The organism is Streptomyces sp. NPDC101110, assembly GCF_044759525.1.
Taxonomy (GTDB): Bacteria; Actinomycetota; Actinomycetes; order Streptomycetales; family Streptomycetaceae; genus Streptomyces.
In genome coordinates this window covers 127,238-146,644 of sequence record NZ_JBIVZM010000016.1, presented here as the reverse complement: position 1 = coordinate 146,644, position 19,407 = coordinate 127,238, and the positions used below count along the sequence as shown (strand labels likewise).

General features: G+C 71.7%; 3 protein-coding genes and 1 pseudogene. All 4 read left to right on the top strand.

All coding sequences use genetic code 11. The features are described from left to right. Positions 1-6: 6 nt before the first annotated feature. The 4 genes and pseudogenes from ACIQU3_RS31525 (at position 7) to ACIQU3_RS31510 (ending at position 19,314) form a co-directional block, all read left to right on the top strand. A complete protein-coding gene (locus ACIQU3_RS31525) occupies positions 7-10,881 on the top strand; it encodes an SDR family NAD(P)-dependent oxidoreductase (RefSeq protein ID WP_403929009.1) in 10,875 nt (3,624 codons plus the stop codon). A 23-nt stretch (positions 10,882-10,904) separates the two neighbouring features. After that, positions 10,905-17,252 (top strand): annotated as a pseudogene (locus tag ACIQU3_RS31520) (type I polyketide synthase); the annotation flags it as partial. Between the two features lie 164 nt (positions 17,253-17,416). Beyond that, positions 17,417-17,968, top strand: coding sequence for a hypothetical protein (locus ACIQU3_RS31515; protein WP_403739210.1), 552 nt, complete (start codon positions 17,417-17,419; stop codon positions 17,966-17,968). A gap of 131 nt (positions 17,969-18,099) precedes the next feature. Then, positions 18,100-19,314 (top strand): glycosyltransferase, encoded by a 1,215-nt coding sequence (locus ACIQU3_RS31510; protein ID WP_403739205.1) that lies wholly within the window; start codon positions 18,100-18,102, stop codon positions 19,312-19,314. The last annotated feature ends 93 nt before the right edge of the window (positions 19,315-19,407 follow it).

The window sequence follows — 19,407 nt, the reverse complement described above, 5'->3', positions numbered from 1 at the left end:
ACCTCAGTGTCGAACGAAGAAAAATTGGTCGACTACCTCAAGCGGGCGACGGCCGACCTGCGCGATACCCGGCGCCGCCTCCAGGAGGCGCAGGACAAGGATCGCGAGCCGATCGCCGTCATCGGCATGGCCTGCCGCTACCCGGGTGGAATCACCACGCCCGAGGAGATGTGGCAGCTGGTCGCCGACGGGCGGGACGGCATCACGGAGGTCCCCGCCGATCGCGGGTGGGACCTCGACGCCCTGTCACTCGCGGACGAGGAGGCGGTCGGCGAAACCGGCGAGAAGCGGGTGCCGCGCGGTGGATTCCTGGAAGGCGCCGGGGACTTCGACCCCACCTTCTTCCGGATCTCGCCGCGTGAGGCGCTGGCGATGGACCCGCAGCAGCGACTGCTGCTCGAAGCCTCCTGGGAGGCTTTCGAGCGGGCCGGGATCGACCCGGAGTCGATGCACGGCAGCAAGACCGGTGTGTTCGCGGGCCTGATGAACAACACCGACTACACGCCGTCTCCCGCGCAGGAGGGCATCCCCGAGGGCCTGGAGGGCTTCCTGGGCACGGGCGGCTCCGGCAGCGTCGCCTCCGGCCGCGTCTCCTACACCCTGGGTCTGGAAGGCCCCGCCGTGACCGTGGACACGGCGTGCTCGTCGTCCCTCGTGACACTGCACCTGGCCGCCCAGGCGCTGCGCAACGGCGACTGCACCCTCGCCCTGGCCGGTGGCGCCACCGTGATGGCCACTCCCGGTACGTACCTGGAGTTCTCACGCCAGCGGGGCCTCGCGCTCGACGGCCGCTGCAAGGCCTTCGCCGACGCGGCCGACGGAACGGGGTTCTCCGAGGGCGTCGGCATGCTGCTCCTGGAGCGGCTCTCGGACGCGGAGCGCAACGGCCACAAGGTGCTCGCGGTCGTCCGCGGCTCGGCCGTCAACCAGGACGGCGCGAGCAGCGGCCTGACCGCCCCCAACGGCCCGTCCCAGCAGCGCGTCATCCGCCAGGCCCTCGCGAACGCCGGCCTGTCGACGGCCGATGTGGATGTCGTCGAGGCCCACGGCACGGGCACGCGGCTGGGTGACCCGATCGAGGCCCAGGCGCTGCTGGCCACCTACGGCAAGGAGCGTTCCGCGGAGCAGCCCCTGTGGCTGGGGTCGTTCAAGTCGAACGTGGGTCACACGCAGGCGGCGGCCGGTGTCGCGGGCATCATCAAGATGGTCCTCGCGCTGCGCGCGGGTGTCATGCCGAAGACCCTGCACGTGGACGCTCCTTCCTCGAAGATCGACTGGACCGCGGGCGCGGTGTCGCTGCTGACCGAGGCACGGGAGTGGCCGGAGACCGGCCGACCCCGACGGGCCGCGGTGTCGTCGTTCGGCGTCAGTGGCACGAACGCCCATGTGGTGCTGGAGCAGGCCCCGACCGCCGACACCGAAGCGGCCCCCGAGGCTCCTGTTGCTGGTGGGGTGGTGCCGTGGGTGCTCTCCGGTAAGACGGAGGGGGCGCTGCGGGCGCAGGCCGAGCGGCTGCACTCCTTCGTACGGGAGAACTCCGAGCTGCGTCCGGCGGATGTGGGCTACTCCCTCGCTGTGACGCGGGCCCGCTTCGAGCACCGGGCCGTCGTCACCGGCTCCGATATGGACGAACTCCTGGCGGGTGTACGGGCGTTGGCGGACGGAGATGCGTCGGGCGCCGTGGCCTCGGGGAGCGTGCGCCGCGGCAAGCTGGCGTTCCTGTTCACGGGGCAGGGCAGCCAGCGGGCCGGAATGGGCCACGAGCTTTACGAGACGTATCCCGTGTTCGCCGCCGCATTCGATGAAGTGTGCGCGCACTTTGACGGGCACCTTGAGCGTCCGCTGAAGGACGTTGTCTTCGGCACGGACGGGACGGAAGCCGGTCTGATCGACCAGACCGTGTACACGCAGGCCGCGCTGTTCGCCATCGAGGTCGCGCTGTTCCGACTGGTGGAGGCGTGGGGTCTGACCCCTGACTTCCTCGTCGGGCACTCCGTGGGCGAACTGGCCGCCGCGCACGTCTCCGGGGTCTTCACCCTCGACGACGCGACCAAGCTCGTCGCCGCTCGTGGACGCCTCATGCAGGCCCTCCCCGCCGGTGGGGCCATGGCAGCCATCCAGGCCACCGAAGCTGAGGTTCTGGAGACGCTCGAAGGCCGCGAGCACGAGATCGCCATCGCCGCCATCAACGGACCCACATCCGTCGTGGTCTCCGGTGACGAGGCTGCGGTGATCGAGGTCCTCGAGCACTGGCGGGAGCAGGGCCGCAAGGTCCACCAGCTCCGCGTCAGCCACGCCTTCCACTCCCCCCGCATGGAACCCATGCTGAACGAGTTCCGCACCATCGCAGCGGGCCTGACCTACGGCACCCCGAGCATCCCGGTCGTCTCCAACCTCACCGGCCAGCTCGCCACCCCCGAAGACATCGGCTCACCCGAGTACTGGCTACGCCACGTCCGCCAAGCCGTCCGCTTCGCCGACGGCATCACCCACCTCGCCGAACAAGGCGTCACCACCTACATCGAGCTGGGCCCCGACGGCACCCTCTCCGCCCTGGCCCAGCAAACCCTCACCAACACAGAAGAGGCACTCTTCACCCCCGTACTCCGCAAGAACCGCCCCGAAACCGAAACACTCACCCAGGCCGTCGCCCAAGCCCACATACGCGGACGGCATCTCGACTGGGACGGCGTCTTCGCAGGCCGGGGCGCACAGCGCGTCGATCTTCCGACCTACGCCTTCCAGCACGAGCGCTACTGGCTGGACATGCCGGCCCCCGGTGGTGACGCGACCAGCCTCGGCCTCGGGACGACCGGGCATCCGCTGCTGGGCGCCGCCGTGACCATCCCGGAGTCCGACGAGGTGCTCCTCGCGGGGCGGCTGTCCCTCCAGTCGCACCCCTGGCTCGTCGACCACACCGTCATGGACACCGTCCTCGTCCCCGGGACCGGACTGGTCGAGCTGGCCATCCACGCCGGCGACCAGGTCGGCTGCGGGTCCCTGGAGGAGCTGACGCTCCAGGCCCCGCTCGTACTCCCCGAGCACGGGGGTGTAGCGCTGCGCGTCGCAGTGGAGGCCGCCGACGAGGGGGGACGCCGGTCCGTCGCCATCTATTCACGCCGCGACGACGCCGAGCCCGACACCTCATGGACCCTGCACGCGGTCGGCTCGCTGAACGACACCGCCCCGGTCGCCTCGCCCGAGCTGTCGGTGTGGCCGCCGAAGGGCGCCGAGGCCGTGGAACTCGACGGTCTCTACGTCGACTTGACGGCGGTCGGTCTCTCGTACGGGCCGGTGTTCCAGGGCCTGCGTGCCGCCTGGCGGCTCGGTGACGACGTCTACGCCGAGGTCGCCCTCCCCGAGGACACCTCCACCGACGGCTTCGGACTGCACCCCGCACTCCTGGACGCCGCCCTGCACGCCGTAGCCCTCGGCGACTTCACCGAAACAACCGACCACGCACACCTGCCCTTCGCCTGGACCGGCGTAACCCTCCACGCCACCGGAGCCTCCGTACTCCGCGTCAAACTCACACCCGCCGGCACCGACGCCGTATCCATCACCGCAACCGACGAAACCGGCACCCCCGTCGCCACCGCGGACTCCCTCGTACTCCGCGCCATCACCACCGAACAACTCACCGCAGACATCGGGAACTTCGCCGAGTCCCTGTTCCACGTGGAGTGGCCGGAGCTGTCGGTGCCGGACGCCGAGTCCAAGGCCTACGCCGTACTGGGTGGGGCGACCTCCTTCGCGAACGGTCCTCTGTTCGCGGACCTGACCGGCCTCGTCGCCGCCGACACGATCCCCGAGGTCGTCTTCGTCCCCCTCGATGCCGAGGAGGGCACGGGTACAGCGGACGCCGCACGCCTCGCCGCTCACCGGGCCCTGGCCCTGGTTCAGGAGTGGCTGGCGGAAGACCGCTTCGCCGACTCCCGCCTGGTCTTCGTCACGCGCGGTGCCATCGCCGCCGGTCCCGAGGACGCTGTCACCGACCTGGCCAACGCTCCCGTCTGGGGCCTCGTACGGTCCGCGCAGGCCGAGAACCCCGACCGGTTCGTCCTGATCGACACCGATGAAGTGTCGCCGGAACTCGGCGCGCTGTGGCCGGTCATCGCCTCCGACGAGCCCGAGGCCGCGCTCCGTCACGGCACGGTTCGCGTGCCGCGTCTGGCCCGGGTGCCCGTCACCGGCACCGACCCGGCGACCCTTGACCTGGACCCGCCCGGGACCGTCCTTATCACCGGCGGCACGGGTGCTCTGGGCTCCCTGGTCGCCCGCCACCTCGTCACCGAACACGGCGTACGCCACCTCATCCTCACCAGCCGCCGAGGACTCGACGCCGAAGGCGCCCCGCAGCTCGCCGCCGAGCTGACCGAACTCGGCGCCGACACCGTGGAGATCGCCGCCTGCGACGCCGCCGACCGCGGCTCACTGGAGACGCTGCTCAACTCGGTCGACGACATCCGCCCCCTCACCGCCGTCATCCACACCGCCGGCGTCCTCGACGACGGAGTCATCAACTCCCTCACCCCCGAACGCCTCGACGCGGTCCTGCGTCCCAAGGTCGATGCCGCCCTCAACCTCCACGAACTCACGCGGGATCTCGGGCTCTCCTCCTTCGTCCTCTTCTCCTCCGCCGCCGGTGTCCTCGGCAACCCCGGCCAAGCCAACTACGCCGCCGCCAACACCTTCCTCGACGCCCTCGCCCACCACCGCCACACCCTCGGCCTCCCCGCCACCTCACTCGCCTGGGGCGCCTGGGAACAGACCGGCGGCATGACCGCCGACCTCACCGACGCCGACCGGCACCGCCTCAACGGCCTCACCGAAACGGAAGGCCTCCACCTCCTCGACGCCACATGGCGTCAGCACCAGCCCCTCCTCGTGCCCATGCACCTCGACCTGGCCGCCGTACGCGCCCAGGCCACCTCGACCGGCGTACCCCCGCTGCTCCGCGGACTCGTCCGCGCACCCAACCGCCGTAGTGCCCGCACCGGCGTTCCGGGGGCGGCGCGCGGCGAGTGGGCGAAGCAGCTGGTCGCGCACGCGCCCAGTGAGCGGCACGCGTTCGCGCTCGGGCTGGTCAGGGCGCGGGTCGCCGCGGTGCTCAGCTATCCCGATGCCGAATCGGTCGACCCCGAGAAGGCGTTCAAGGAGTTCGGGTTCGACTCACTGACGGCCGTCGAGTTCCGCAACCAACTCGGTACGGCTGTCGGGCTCCGTCTCCCCGCCACCCTCGTCTTCGACCACCCGAACGCGACGGCCGTCGCCGACTTCTTGGTGGCCGAGCTGACGGACACCCATGCGGTGATCGAGGCCGCGGCCTCGGCGGACGCGCCCGCCGACGACGAGCCCATCGCGATCGTCGGCATGGCCTGCCGCTACCCGGGCGGAATCACCACGCCCGAGGGGATGTGGCGGTTCCTGCTCGACGGCGGTGACGGCATCACCCCCTTCCCCACCGACCGCGGCTGGGACCTTGAGCGGGTCTTCGGCGAGGACCCGGAGCTCAACGGAGAGTCGTACGCTTTGGAAGGCGGATTCCTGCGGGGCGCGGGCGACTTCGACCCTGCCTTCTTCGGGATCTCCCCGCGTGAGGCCGTGGCGATGGACCCGCAGCAGCGGCTGCTGCTCGAAGCCTCCTGGGAGGCGCTGGAGCGCGCGGGCATCGACCCGGCCTCCGTACGCGGCAGTTCAACGGGCATTTTCGCCGGCGTGATGTACCACAACTACGCCTCGCGCCCGACGGAGATCCCGGAGGGTGTCGAGGGCTTCCTCGGCACGGGCGGATCGAGCAGTGTCATCTCGGGACGGGTGTCGTACACGTTCGGGTTCGAGGGGCCGGCCGTGACCGTGGACACCGCGTGCTCGTCCTCGCTCGTCGCCCTCCATCTGGCCGCGCAGTCGCTGCGCCGGGGCGAGTGCTCCTTGGCCTTGGCCGGTGGTGTGACGGTCATGCCGACGCCGGACACCTTCTCCAGCTTCGCCCTTCAGCGCGGCCTCGCATTGAACGGCCGTTGCAAGCCGTTCGCGGGCGCCGCCGACGGCACCGGCTGGTCCGAGGGCGTGGGCATGCTCCTCGTCGAACGCCTCTCCGACGCCAAGCGCAACGGCCACCAGATCCTCGCCGTCGTCCGCGGCTCCGCCGTCAACCAGGACGGCGCGTCCAACGGCCTCACCGCCCCCAACGGCCCCTCCCAGCAGCGCGTCATCCGCCAGGCCCTGGCGTCGGCGGGCCTGACACCCGGTGACGTGGACGTGGTCGAGGCACACGGCACAGGCACGCGACTGGGTGACCCGATCGAGGCGCAGGCGCTGCTGGCCACGTACGGCCAGGACCGCGAGGGCTCCGAGCCGCTGTGGCTCGGCTCGATCAAGTCCAACCTCGGCCACACCCAGGCCGCCGCCGGCGTCGCCGGCATCATCAAGATGGTCATGGCGCTGCGCAACGGCGTCATGCCCAAGACCCTCCACGTCGACGAGCCCTCCCCGCACGTCGACTGGTCGACGGGCGACGTCTCCCTGCTGACCGAGGCACGGGAGTGGTCCGGCTCCGACCGGCCGCGCCGAGCGGCGGTGTCGTCCTTCGGCATCAGCGGCACCAACGCCCACGTCGTGATCGAGCAGTTCGCGGCCGAAGCCGAGCCAGTGCCGACGACCGCGCCGGGCGCGGTCGGTGGGGTTGTGCCGTGGGTCCTGTCCGGTAAGACGGAGGGGGCGCTGCGGGCGCAGGCCGAGCGGCTGCACTCCTACCTGCGGGAGAACTCCGAGCTGCGTCCGGCGGACGTGGGCTACTCCCTCGCCGTGACGCGGGCCCGCTTCGAGCACCGGGCCGTCGTCACCGGCTCCGATGTCGATGAACTCCTCGCGGGTGTACAGGCGTTGGCTACGGGCGAGCCGTCCGGTGCCGTCACCTCAGGCAGCGTGCGGCGCGGCAAGCTGGCGTTCTTGTTCACGGGGCAGGGCAGCCAGCGGGCCGGAATGGGCCGTGAGCTTTATGACACGTATCCGGTGTTCGCCGCCGCCTTCGACGAGGTGTGCTCCTACCTCGACCTGCATCTGGAACGTCCGCTGAAGGATGTCGTCTTCGGCACGGACGGGACGGACGCCGGTCTGATCGACCACACTGTTTACACGCAGGCCGCACTGTTCGCCATCGAGGTCGCACTCTTCCGCCTGGTCGAGGCGTGGGGGCTGACCCCTGACTTCCTCGTCGGGCACTCCGTGGGCGAACTGGCCGCCGCGCACGTCTCCGGGCTCTTCACCCTCGACGACGCGACCAAGCTCGTCGCCGCTCGTGGACGCCTCATGCAGGCCCTCCCCGCCGGTGGGGCCATGGCCGCGATCCAGACCACCGAAGCTGAGGTTCTGGAGACGCTCGAAGGCCGCGAGCACGAGATCGCCATCGCCGCCATCAACGGACCCACATCCGTCGTGATCTCCGGCGACGAGGCTGCGGTGATCGAGGTCCTCGAGCACTGGCGTGAACAGGGCCGCAAGGTCCACCAGCTCCGCGTCAGCCACGCCTTCCACTCCCCCCGCATGGAACCCATGCTGAACGAGTTCCGCACCATCGCGGCAGGCCTGACCTACGGCACCCCGAGCATCCCGGTCGTCTCCAACCTCACCGGCCAGCTCGCCACCCCCGACGACATCAGCTCACCCGAGTACTGGGTCCGCCACGTCCGCCAAGCCGTCCGCTTCGCCGACGGCATCACCCACCTCGCCGAACAAGGCGTCACCACCTACATCGAGCTGGGCCCCGACGGCACCCTCTCCGCCCTGGCCCAGGAGATCGCGTCCGACAGCGAAGAAGCACTCTTCACGCCCGTACTCCGCAAGAACCGCCCCGAAACCGAAACCCTCACCCAAGCCATCGCCACCGCCCACATCCACGGCGCCGAACTCAACTGGGACGGCGTCTTCGCAGGCCACGACGCCCGCCGCGTCGACCTGCCCACCTACGCCTTCCAGCACCAGCACTACTGGCTCCAGCCGCTGTCCACCACCGGTGACGCGTCGGGGCTCGGTCAGTCCGCCACCAGCCATCCGCTGCTTGGCGCCGCGATCGCTCTCCCCGACTCCGACGGCGTCCTGCTCACCGGCCGTCTGTCCCTCCAGTCGCACCCCTGGCTCGCCGACCACGCCGTCATGGACACCGTTCTCGTCCCCGGGACCGGACTGGTCGAGCTGGCCATCCACGCCGGTGACCAGGTCGGCTGCGGTCTGGTCGAGGAGCTGACGCTCGAAGCCCCCCTTGTCCTCCCCGAGCGCGGTGGTATCGCCCTCCGGGTGACGGCGGGTGCCGCCGAGGAGAACGGGCTGCGTCAGGTCGGGATCTACTCCCGTCCGGACGAGGCGGACGCCGCGGAGCCGTGGACCCGCCACGCCTCCGGTCTCCTGGCGGAGAACACCCCGGGCACCTCGGCCGACCTGGTCGTGTGGCCGCCCAAGGGCGCCGAGCCGTTGGACACGGAGGGCCTCTACGCCGATCTCATGGGGGCCGGTCTCGCGTACGGCCCGGTCTTCCAGGGCCTGCGCGCCGCCTGGCGACTCGGTGACGACGTCTACGCCGAAGTGGCGCTGCCCGAGTCCACCGCCACCAGCGGCTACGGGCTCCACCCCGCCCTCCTCGACGCCGCCCTGCACGCCGTGGCCCTGGGCGACTTCGTGGGAGCGCCGGGCGAGGGCCAGCCGGAGAGCGGCCCGTGGCTGCCCTTCGCGTGGAACGGTGTCTCCCTGCACGCGACCGGCGCCTCCGCGCTCCGCGTGCGGCTGTCCCCGGCCGGTACCGCCGGGTCCGGCGGCGCCAACGCGGTGTCGTTGACCGTCGCCGACGAGACAGGAGCCCACGTGGCGTCGGTGGAGTCGTTGACGCTGCGCGCGCTCGCGGCCGAGCAGCTGACCGGGGGCCGCGAGGCCACGCACGACGCTCTCTTCCGCGTCGACTGGACCGGACTGACCACCCCCACGGCCGACCCGACCGCCCAGGCGCTCTCCTGTGCCGTCGTCGGGGCCGATGACGTCCTCCAGCGCCTGCTCAAGGGCTCCGGTGTCGACGCGGTGACCGTCATGGACCTGGCGGAACTCGCCGGCTCCGGGTCCGTTCCCGAGGTCGTTCTCGCCGCCGTCCCCGCCCACGAAGGCACGGACACGGGCACCGCCGCACATCGGGCCGCGCATCACGCGTTGTCCCTGGTCCAGGAGTGGCTGGCGGACGACCGTTTCGCCGGTTCCCGGCTGGTGTTCGTCACGCGCGGTGCCGTCGCCGCCGGTCCGGACGACACGGTGCGCGACCTGGCGAACGCGACGGTCTGGGGCCTCGTACGCGCCGCGCAGGCCGAGAACCCCGACCGGTTCGTCCTCCTCGACCTCGACGAGGCGACCTCGGAACTCACCTCGCTGTGGTCGCTCCTCGGCTCCGACGAGCCGGAAGCCGCACTGCGTGACGGCGCTCTGTGCGTGCCGCGTCTGGCCCGGGAGCCCATCACCGGCACCGGCACCGCCCAGACCGCCACCGACCAGACCGGCCCTGGCCTGGATCCGGCCGGGACCGTCCTCGTCACCGGCGGCACCGGCGCCCTCGGTTCCCTCGTCGCCCGCCACCTCGTCACCGAACACGGCGTACGCCACCTGCTGCTCACCAGCCGCCGAGGACTCGACGCCGAAGGCGCCCCGCAGCTCGCCGCCGAACTGACCCAACTCGGCGCCGACACCGTGGAGATCGCCGCCTGCGACGCCGCCGACCGCGGCTCCCTCGAAACGCTGCTCAACTCGGTCGACGACGCGCGCCCCCTCACCGCCGTCATCCACACCGCCGGCGTCCTCGACGACGGAGTCATCAACTCCCTCACCCCCGAACGCCTCGACACCGTGCTCCGCCCCAAGGCGGACGCCGCCCTCAACCTCCACGACCTCACCAAGGACCTGAACCTCTCCGCCTTCGTCCTCTTCTCCTCCGCCGCCGGTGTCCTCGGCACCCCCGGCCAAGCCAACTACGCCGCCGCCAACACCTTCCTCGACGCCCTCGCCCACCACCGCCACACCCACGGACTGCCCGCCACCTCACTCGCCTGGGGCGCCTGGGAACAGACCGGCGGCATGACCGCCGACCTGGGCGGCACCAACGCCGACCGCATGAGCCGCGGCGGCATGACCGGCCTCACCCACGCCGAAGGCCTCCACCTCCTCGACGCCGCGTGGGACACCGAGCAGGCCCTGCTCGTGCCCATGCACCTCGACCTGGCCGCCGTACGCGCCCAGGCCACCTCGACCGGCGTACCGCCCCTCATGCGCGGACTCGTACGCGCCCCCAACCGCCGTACCGCGCAGGCAACTTCACCGGCCGAGAGCGAAACGCTGACGCAGCGACTCGCCGGGCTGTCGCGTGAGGAGCGGCGTGCCGCGCTGCTCGATCTCGTACGGCGGCAGGCCGCGTCGGTGCTCGGTTTCGCGAGTGTGTCGGAGGTGCCCGCGGACCGTGCCTTCCGGGAGCTGGGGTTCGACTCGCTGACCGGTGTCGAGCTGCGCAACCAGCTGGGCAGGGCGACCGGACTGCGGCCGCCCGCCACGCTGGTCTTCGACTACCCGAACCCGGTCGAACTCGCCGAGTACCTGCTGGGCGCGCTGCCCGACGGCGACGGAGCCGGGCGCAGTGTGCACGACGAGCTGGACGCTCTCGAGTCGCTGCTCTCCTCGCTCGACCCGGACGGCGGCGAGCGGGTCCGTATCAGCACCCGCCTCCAGACGCTGCTGGCCCGCCTGGGCGAGGGCCGCGGCGACGAGGGCGCCGAGACGGAGTCGGTGGCGGACGCGATCGACTCCGCGAGCGACGACGAGATGTTCCAGTTCATCGGCCGAGAATTCGGCATTTCCTGACCCGCTAGGAGAAGAGCGTCACCATGTCCAACGAGGAAAAGCTCCGCCACTTCCTTAAGCAGGTCACGGCCGATCTGCACCAGACCCGTCAGCGCCTCGGCGAGCTGGAGGCGGGCGCGCACGAACCCATCGCGATCGTCGGCATGAGCTGCCGCTTCCCGGGCGGGGTGGAAGACCCGGACGGGCTCTGGGAGCTGGTGCGCGACGGCCGGGACGGCGTCACGGAGTTCCCCACCGACCGCGGCTGGGACATCGCGGCGCTCCAGGGCTCCGGCGAGGAGGGTGAGGGATACACCTCCGACACCGTGTACGGCGGGTTCGTGCACGGCGCCGCCGAGTTCGACCCCGCGTTCTTCGGCATCTCGCCGCGTGAGGCGCTCGCGACGGAGCCGCAGCAGCGGCTGCTGCTCGAAGCGTCCTGGGAGGCGTTCGAGAGCGCGGGGATCAACCCGGCCGAGCTGCGGGGCAGCAGGACCGGTGTGTTCGCGGGCCTGATGAACAACACCGACTACCTGGCGCAGGCACCCGTGCTGCCGGAAGGCGTCGGCGGTTTCCTCAGCACGGGCACCTCGGGGAGCGTGGCCTCGGGCCGGGTGTCGTACACGTTCGGCCTGGTCGGTCCGGCCGTGACCGTGGACACCGCGTGCTCGTCGTCGCTGGTGACGCTGCACCTGGCGGTTCAGGCACTGCGGGGCGGCGAGTGCACCATGGCGCTGGCGGGCGGCGCGACCGTCATGTGCGCGCCGGGCACCTTCATCGAGGTCAGCAAGCAGCAGGGGCTGGCGGCGGACGGCCGGTGCAAGGCGTTCTCCGAGGACGCGGACGGCGCGGGGTTCTCCGAGGGGGCGGGCATGCTGCTCCTGGAGCGGCTCTCCGACGCGCGCCGCAACGGCCGCCGGATCCTGGGCGTCATCCGGGGTACGGCGGTCAACCAGGACGGCGCGTCCAACGGTCTGACGTCCCCGAACGGGCCTTCCCAGCAGCGCGTCATCCTGGAGGCGCTGGCCAACGCCCGGCTCGCACCGGAGCAGGTGGACGCGGTGGAGGCGCACGGCACCGGGACCACGCTCGGCGACCCGATCGAGGCGCAGGCGCTGATCGCCACGTACGGTCAGGCGCGTGGCGCCGAACGGCCCCTGTGGATCGGCTCGTTCAAGTCCAACGTGGGGCATACGCAGGCCGCGGCCGGTGTCGGCGGTGTCATCAAGATGGTGATGGCCATGCGGCACGGGGTGCTGCCGAAGACGCTGCACGTCGGTGAGGTGACGCGGAAGGTCGACTGGTCGGGCGGTTCCGTCGCGGTACTCAAGGAGGCGCGACCGTGGCCCGAGTCCGGGGAGCCCCGCCGTGCGGGCGTCTCGTCGTTCGGCGTCAGCGGCACCAACGCGCACGTGATCCTGGAGCAGGCCCCCGAGCCGGTGGACGCCGGGTCCGCGCCGCGGGACCCGGTGGAGAACGCCGAGGGTTCCCCGCAGGCCGCCGCCCGGCCGCTGGCGGAGGTCGCCGCGCCCTGGCTCCTGTCCGCCAAGTCGGAGCAGGCGCTGCGCGGTCAGGCCGAACGGCTGCGCGCCCATGTCGCCGCCAGGCCCGAGCTGGACCCGGCGGATGTGGCGCACTCCCTGGTGACCACGCGCGCCCGGTTCGACTACCGGGCCGCCGTGGTCGCCGACGACCGTGACGGGCTGCTGCGGGGCCTCGCGGCGCTCGCGGACGGCGCCACGGAGACGGGCGAGGAGGCCGGGGACGCGCTGATCGTCCAGGGCATGGCCCGGCCGGACCGGAAGATCGCCTTCGTCTTTCCGGGGCAGGGCTCGCAGTGGCTCGGCATGGCCGCGGGCCTGCTGGAGTCGTCGCCGGTGTTCGTGGCCTCCGTCGCCGAGTGCGATGCCGCCTTCGCCGAGTTCCTCGACTGGTCGGTGGCCGACGCCCTGCGCGGGGCGCCGGGCGCACCGGACCGGGAACGCCTCGACGTGCTCCAGCCGATGCTGTTCACCACGATGGTGTCGCTCGCCGCGCTGTGGCGGTCCTGCGGCGTGGAGCCCGCCGCCGTCGTGGGCCACTCGCAGGGTGAGGTCGCCGCCGCGTACGTCGCGGGCGCGCTGTCGCTCCAGGACGCCGCCCGCATCGTCGCGCTGCGCAGCAGGGCGCTGCTCGCGCTGATCGGCAAGGGCGCGATGGCGTCCGTGCTCGCGCCGGTGGAGTCGGTGCGGGAGCGGATCGCGCCCTACGGTGACCGGCTGTCGATCGCGGTGGTGAACGGGCCCGGTGCGTGTGTGGTGGCCGGTGTGCCGGACGCCGTCGACGAGTTCGTCGCCGCGATGGAGGCGGCGGAGATACGGGTGCGGCGTGTGCCGGGCGCGCTGGGTGCCGGGCACTCCGCGCAGGTCGAGCCGTTGCGGGAGCGGATCCTCGCCGACCTCGGCCCGGTCGTGCCGCGGGCGGCTCGGGTGCCGTTGTACTCGACCGTCACCGGTGAGCTGCTCGACACCGCCACGATGGACGCCGCGTACTGGTACGAGAACATGCGGCGGACCGTTGAGTTCGACGGCACGGTACGCGAGTTGCTGGCGTCGGGTCACCAGATGTTCATCGAGGTCAGCCCGCATCCGGTGCTGACGGTGCCGCTCCAGGGCATCCTGGAGAGCGCCGGTGGCGAGGCCGTCGTCCAGGGCACCCTGCGACGCGGTGAGGGAGGGGCGCGGCGCTTCCTCGGCGCCCTGGCCGCCGCCCACGCCGCCGGGGCCGAGCCCGCCTGGGACGCGGTGATCAGCCCCAGCCCCGCGGGCCGGGTGGAGCTGCCGACGTACGCGTTCCAGCGCAGCCGCTACTGGCTGGAGCCGGGGCCCTACGACGGTGACGTGACGTCCGCCGGGCTTGTCCCGGCCGGTCATCCGCTGCTGGCCGCCGTCATCGAACGGGCCGACGAGGACGGTCTGTTGCTCTCGGGTCGGCTCTCCCTGCGCACGCACGCGTGGCTCGCGGACCATGCCGCGCTGGACACCGTGCTGCTGCCGGGGACCGCCTTCGTGGAGCTGGCCCTGCACGCCGGCGACCGGGTGGGTTGCGGGGTGCTTGAGGAGCTGACGTTCGAGGCCCCGCTGATCCTGCCCGCGGAGGGCGGTGTCGCGGTGCAGCTCGTCGTCGGTGCGCCGGATGCCACGGGCAGGCGCGCGGTCGGCGTCCACGCCCGCCCCGACGATGCCACCGGCGAGCAGCCGTGGACCCGGCATGCCACGGGCACCCTCGCCGGATCCGCCGCGCCCGCGTCGTTCGACTTCACGGCGTGGCCGCCCGAGGGCGGCGAGGCGGTGCCGGTGGACGGCCTGTACGACGAGTTCCACGCCGCCGGGATCGGCTACGGACCGGCGTTCCAGGGGCTGCGCGGGGTGTGGCGGCGCGGCTCGGAGATCTTCGCCGAGATCGACCTGCCGGAGGAACTGCACTCCGCGGCGGCGGAGTTCGGGGTGCATCCGGCTCTGCTGGACGCGGCGATGCACGCCGTGGCGGCGGGGACGGTCGACGGGGCGGACGGGTCGGACGCGGGCGGGCTGTGGCTGCCCTTCTCGTGGCGCGGCGTCAGCCTGTACGCGAAGGGTGCGAAGGCCCTGCGGGTGCGTTTCGCGCCGGTCGAGGGCGAGGAGGCGCTCTCCCTCCAGGTCGGTGACGCCGCCGGGCGTCCGGTCGTGGCCGCCGACGCGCTGGTGGTGCGGCAGATCTCGGCCGAGAAGCTGAGCGCGGCGAGCACGCGCCACCACGAGTCGCTGTTCCAGGTCGACTGGGTGCCGCTGCCGCTCCCGGCGGCCGGCGCGCAGGCACCGTACGCCGTGCTCGGTGCCGGTCTGCCCGGCGCGACGGGCCCGGTACACGCCGATCTCGGGGCGCTGACCGCCGCGTTGGCGGCGGGCGGGCCGGTCCCCGAGCTGGTCTTCGCGCCGCTCGGCCTGGCATCCGAAGCCGGCTCCGGTGGTGCGGCCGGTATTGCCGAGGCCGCGCACCGCGCGGCCCGTGAGGCGCTCGAACTGGTCCAGGCGTGGCTGGCGGAGCCGCGTCTCGCGGACGCGCGTCTGGTCGTGGTGACCCGCAACGCGGTGGCCACCGGTCTCGACGAGGACGTTCCCGGCCTGGCCGACTCCCCGGTGTGGGGTCTGCTGCGTTCCGCGCGTGCGGAGAACCCGGACCGGTTCGTCACCGTCGACCTCGACGGTGAGCGGTCCTCGGCCGACGCGCTGTGGGCCGCGGCGGCCTCCGGGGAGCCGGAGATCGCTCTGCGTGCGGGCAGTGCGCTGACCCCGCGTCTCGCGCGGCTCCCGGTGACCGGCGAGAGCGGTGCGGGGGTGGATCCGGCGGCCGGTGAGGTGCCGCGTACGGTCCTCGACCCGAACGGGACCGTGCTGATCACCGGCGGCACCGGGACGCTGGGCGCCCTGGTCGCCCGCCACCTGGTGACGGAGCACGGCGCGCGCCATCTGCTGCTGACCAGCAGGCGCGGCATGCAAGCGGCGGGAGCCGCCGAGCTGACGGCCGAACTCACCGCGCTGGGCGCCGATGTCCGGCTGGTGGCCTGCGACACCTCCGACCGGGCCGCGCTCGAAGCGCTGTGCGCCGATGTGCCCGCCGGTCATCCGCTGACGGCGGTGGTGCACAGCGCCGGAGTGCTGGACGACGGTGTCCTCGACGGGCTCACCCCCGAGCGGCTGGCGAAGGTCATGCGCCCCAAGGTCGACGCCGCGCTGCACCTGCACGAGCTGACCGAGGGCCTGGACCTCAGTGCCTTCGTGCTGTTCTCGTCCGCTGCCGGTGTGATGGGCAACCCCGGCCAGGCCAATTACGCGGCCGCCAACGCGTTCGTCGACGCCCTCGCCCAGCACCGGCGCGTCAGGGGCCTGCCGGCCACCTCGATGGCCTGGGGCCTGTGGCTGGACAGCCTCGGCGCGATAGGGGAGGCCAACGGCGAGGACGCCGCCGCCCGCACCGGGAACCGGATCCCCGGCCTCACTTCGCGGGAGGGGCTTGAGCTGTTCGACACGGCATGGCACCACGAGCGCACCCTCTTCGTGCCGATGCGGCTGGACCTGGCGGGCCTGCGCGCCCAGGCGGATCCGGCGGGCGTGCCGCCGCTGTTGCGTGGCCTGGTCAAGACCGTCGCCCGGCGTTCCGCCGGCGGGGCACAGGCCGCGGGCCCGTCACTGACGGAGCGGCTGGCCGCGCTGCCGGAGCACGAGCGGGGTGCGGCGATGCTGGAGTACGTCCGTACTCAGGCCGCCTCTGTCCTCGGCTATGCCGACGCGGACGCGGTGGCTCCCACCCGAAGGTTCCTGGAGATGGGCTTCGACTCGCTGAGCGCCGTCGAACTGCGCAACCGTCTGGGCGCCGCGACCGGTGTACGGCTGCCGGCGACCGTCGCCTTCGAGAACCCCACCTCAGAGGCGCTGGCCGCCTATCTCACCCGGGCCATGGGGGCGGCGGCCGCGTCGCGTCCCGAGGACGGGGATGCGCCCGCCGCGACCGGTCAGGAGAGCGTGTTCGGGGCGATGGCGCGGCGTGCGGGCGAGCTGGGCCGGCTCCAGGAGTTCGTCACGCTGCTCACCAGCGCCTCGGAGTTCCGGCCGTCGTTCGCGTCGTCCGCGGAGCTGTCCGACGAGCTGGAAGTGGTCCGGCTGGCCAAGGGCGACTCCGGTGCCGAACTGGTCTGCATTCCCTCGGTCCTGCCGATGTCGGGGCCGCACGAGTACGCCCGGTTCGCCGCCGCGCTCCGCGATGTGCGTGATGTGTCGGTGCTGCCGGCGCCCGGTTTCGTTCCCGGGGAGCCGCTGCCGGCGAGTGTGGACGCGCTGGCCGCGGCACACGCCGAATCGCTGCTCGCCCACACGGACGGCAAGCCGTTCGTGCTGGCCGCGCACTCCTCGGGAGGCATGCTGGCGCACGCGCTGGTGAGCCGGCTGGAGTCGTTGGGCGTACAGCCGCGCGGGCTGGTCCTGATGGACATCTATCCGCTGAACGCGCAGGCGTTCGCGGGGGTCCAGACGCGGATCGGTGGCGCCGGATCCCCTGACGACGCGCGGGGGCCGGGCTCCGGGGCCACGGCGGGCGGCCTGGGGGCGCTCGGCGATGTGCGGCTCACCGCGATGGCCGGGTACTTCCGCGTCTTCGGCGCATGGCAGCCGCAGCCGATCGCCACGCCCACGCTGCTGGTGAGGGCATCGGAACCGCTGCCGAACTGGCGGCACACGGTTGACTGGCAGTCCTCCTGGCGCCTTGAGCACAGTGCGCTGGACACCGCGGGCGACCACTTCTCGATGATGGAGGAGCACGCCGGCGAGACGGCGCGGGCCGTGCACGAGTGGCTCTCGCGCCTCGACCCGTCGGCGTAGCGATCCGTCCGGGTCCTCCCTGCGGAGGGCTGAGGGGGGGTGGAAACCGAAGCCTCGGTCTCCACCCCCTTTCTCCACCCCTGACCTCAGGACCGGAAATGGCGCGGCTCCTAGTCTTCCTTCATACGCAAGAACGAAGCACGAGAACGAATCGGAGGTACGCAGTGACTGACGCCATGTTGGATGCTCTGTTCCTGGCCGGGATCCTGATCACCATCGTCCTTACCACCCAGGTGGGGCGGCATCGCTTCGGACTCCTCAAGTTGCTCATGCCGCTGGGACTCGTGGCTTATTTCGCCTACGACATGCTGCACAACATGAAGACGACGCAACCCAATCTCACGTCAGCCGGTGTCGGAATCGCCATTGGCGTGGTCATCGGTGTCGGACTGCTCTACACCATGAGCGTCGAGAACGACGCGACCACCGGGAAGACCTACACCCGGGCTGGCTGGAGTTACCTCGCCATCTGGATGGTCGTACTCGTCAGTCGGCTCACGTTCATCTGGTCGCTGGAGAACATCGATTCCTTCCGCGCTGATTTCGGCAAGTGGACGGTTGAGCAGCAGATCGACCCCGACGGGGTGGCCGCCTTCTTCGTCCTGATGGCCATGGCCATGGTTCTGGTCCGCACGGTCGGCGTCGGCATCCGCTGGATCCGGCGGCCGCGGCCCGTGGCGCCCGCGGGGCGGACCAGGCAGACCACCGCTGCCTGACCGTCGGACGGGAGGGGCGGGTAGGGGTTGTCGCCGCCTCTCGCCGGCCGGAAACATTCATTTCAGGAAATTGGGCCGGCTCGGCACACACGGAACGTCAGGGAGATCTGGAAATGCGAGTTTTCTGTACGGTGACCGGAACTCAGGGGCACGCCAATGAGGTGCTGCCGCTGGCACGGGCACTGGCCGAGGCGGGCCACGAGGTTCTCGCCACAGTGCCCGAGCATCTCGTCCACGTATTCGAGGGCTCGCCGGTCACCGTACGGCCCGTGATGCCGGGCATTCCGGAGATCATGCACTCCATATTCTCCCTGCGGGCCCGCTTCGAGGAGAGTAACCCCGGCGAGGAGATCGTCGTCGACAACAGGTTGCAGATGATCCTCTGGGGCGGCGGCCCGCATATCACCACCACCTTCGAGCGGATCATTCCGATCGCCCGGGAATGGAATCCCGACCTGGTATTGCGGGACGGTGGCGAACTGACCGGCGTACTGGTCGCCGAAGCGCTCGGCATTCCGCACGTCTCCTGCCCCTCGGGCCCGACTAATGTCACCGATCCCGAAGGCCTGCTGCCTTTCCTGAACGAGCGGCGCGTGGAAGTCGGCCTGCCGCCCCGCACGGAGCCGTGGTCGGTCTACCCCTTCAGCCGCATCGACTGCGTCCCCCAGACGTTTTCCTTCACGCGCTACCCGGCGCCGGAGGCGTTCGCCTACCAGCAGCCCGCGGCACTGCACGACACGCGGGGCCTTTCCGCCGAGCTGGCCGGACTGCCGGGCGACCGCCCGCTGGTGGTGGCGTCGGTGGGCAGCGCACTGCCCACGGTGATGGGCATGAAGGAGCAGGGCGTCGAGCCGCCCGAGGGCATGCTCCACCCGTCCGAGACGCTGCGGGCCATCATCGAGGGGCTCTCCGCACTCGACTGCTACGCGGTCGTGGGCACCGCGGGCTTCCCCGTCGACGGCGTCACGGTGGGGGACAACGTGACCGTGATGGACTGGCTGCCCCAGCAGCAACTCCTGGAGTGTGCACAGCTGTTCGTGACGCATGGTGGTTACAACAGTGTGCGTGAGGCCATCCGGCAGGGTGTGCCGATGGTGTCGCTGCCCCAGTTCGGCGACCATCTGCACAACTCCGAGCGGCTGACGGAGCTGGGCCTGGGCGCCCATGTCACCGACGTGACGGCCGAGGGCGTCGCCCTGGCCTGCAAGCAGGTGCTCGGCGACGACCGGATCCAGGCGGGCATGCGCAGCGCCCACCGGCAGATGCTCGGCCTTCCGGGCATCGGCGAGGTCGTCACCCACCTCGAGTCGCTCGTCGCCACAGCTACCGCCACCTCCACCGCGTGACCCGGGCCTGACGTCCTGTCAGCCCCCCCTGAACCCGCTGCCGGTCCCCCGTCCGGCAGCGTCCGGCGGGCGCCGGTTCCGATCGACCGTCGG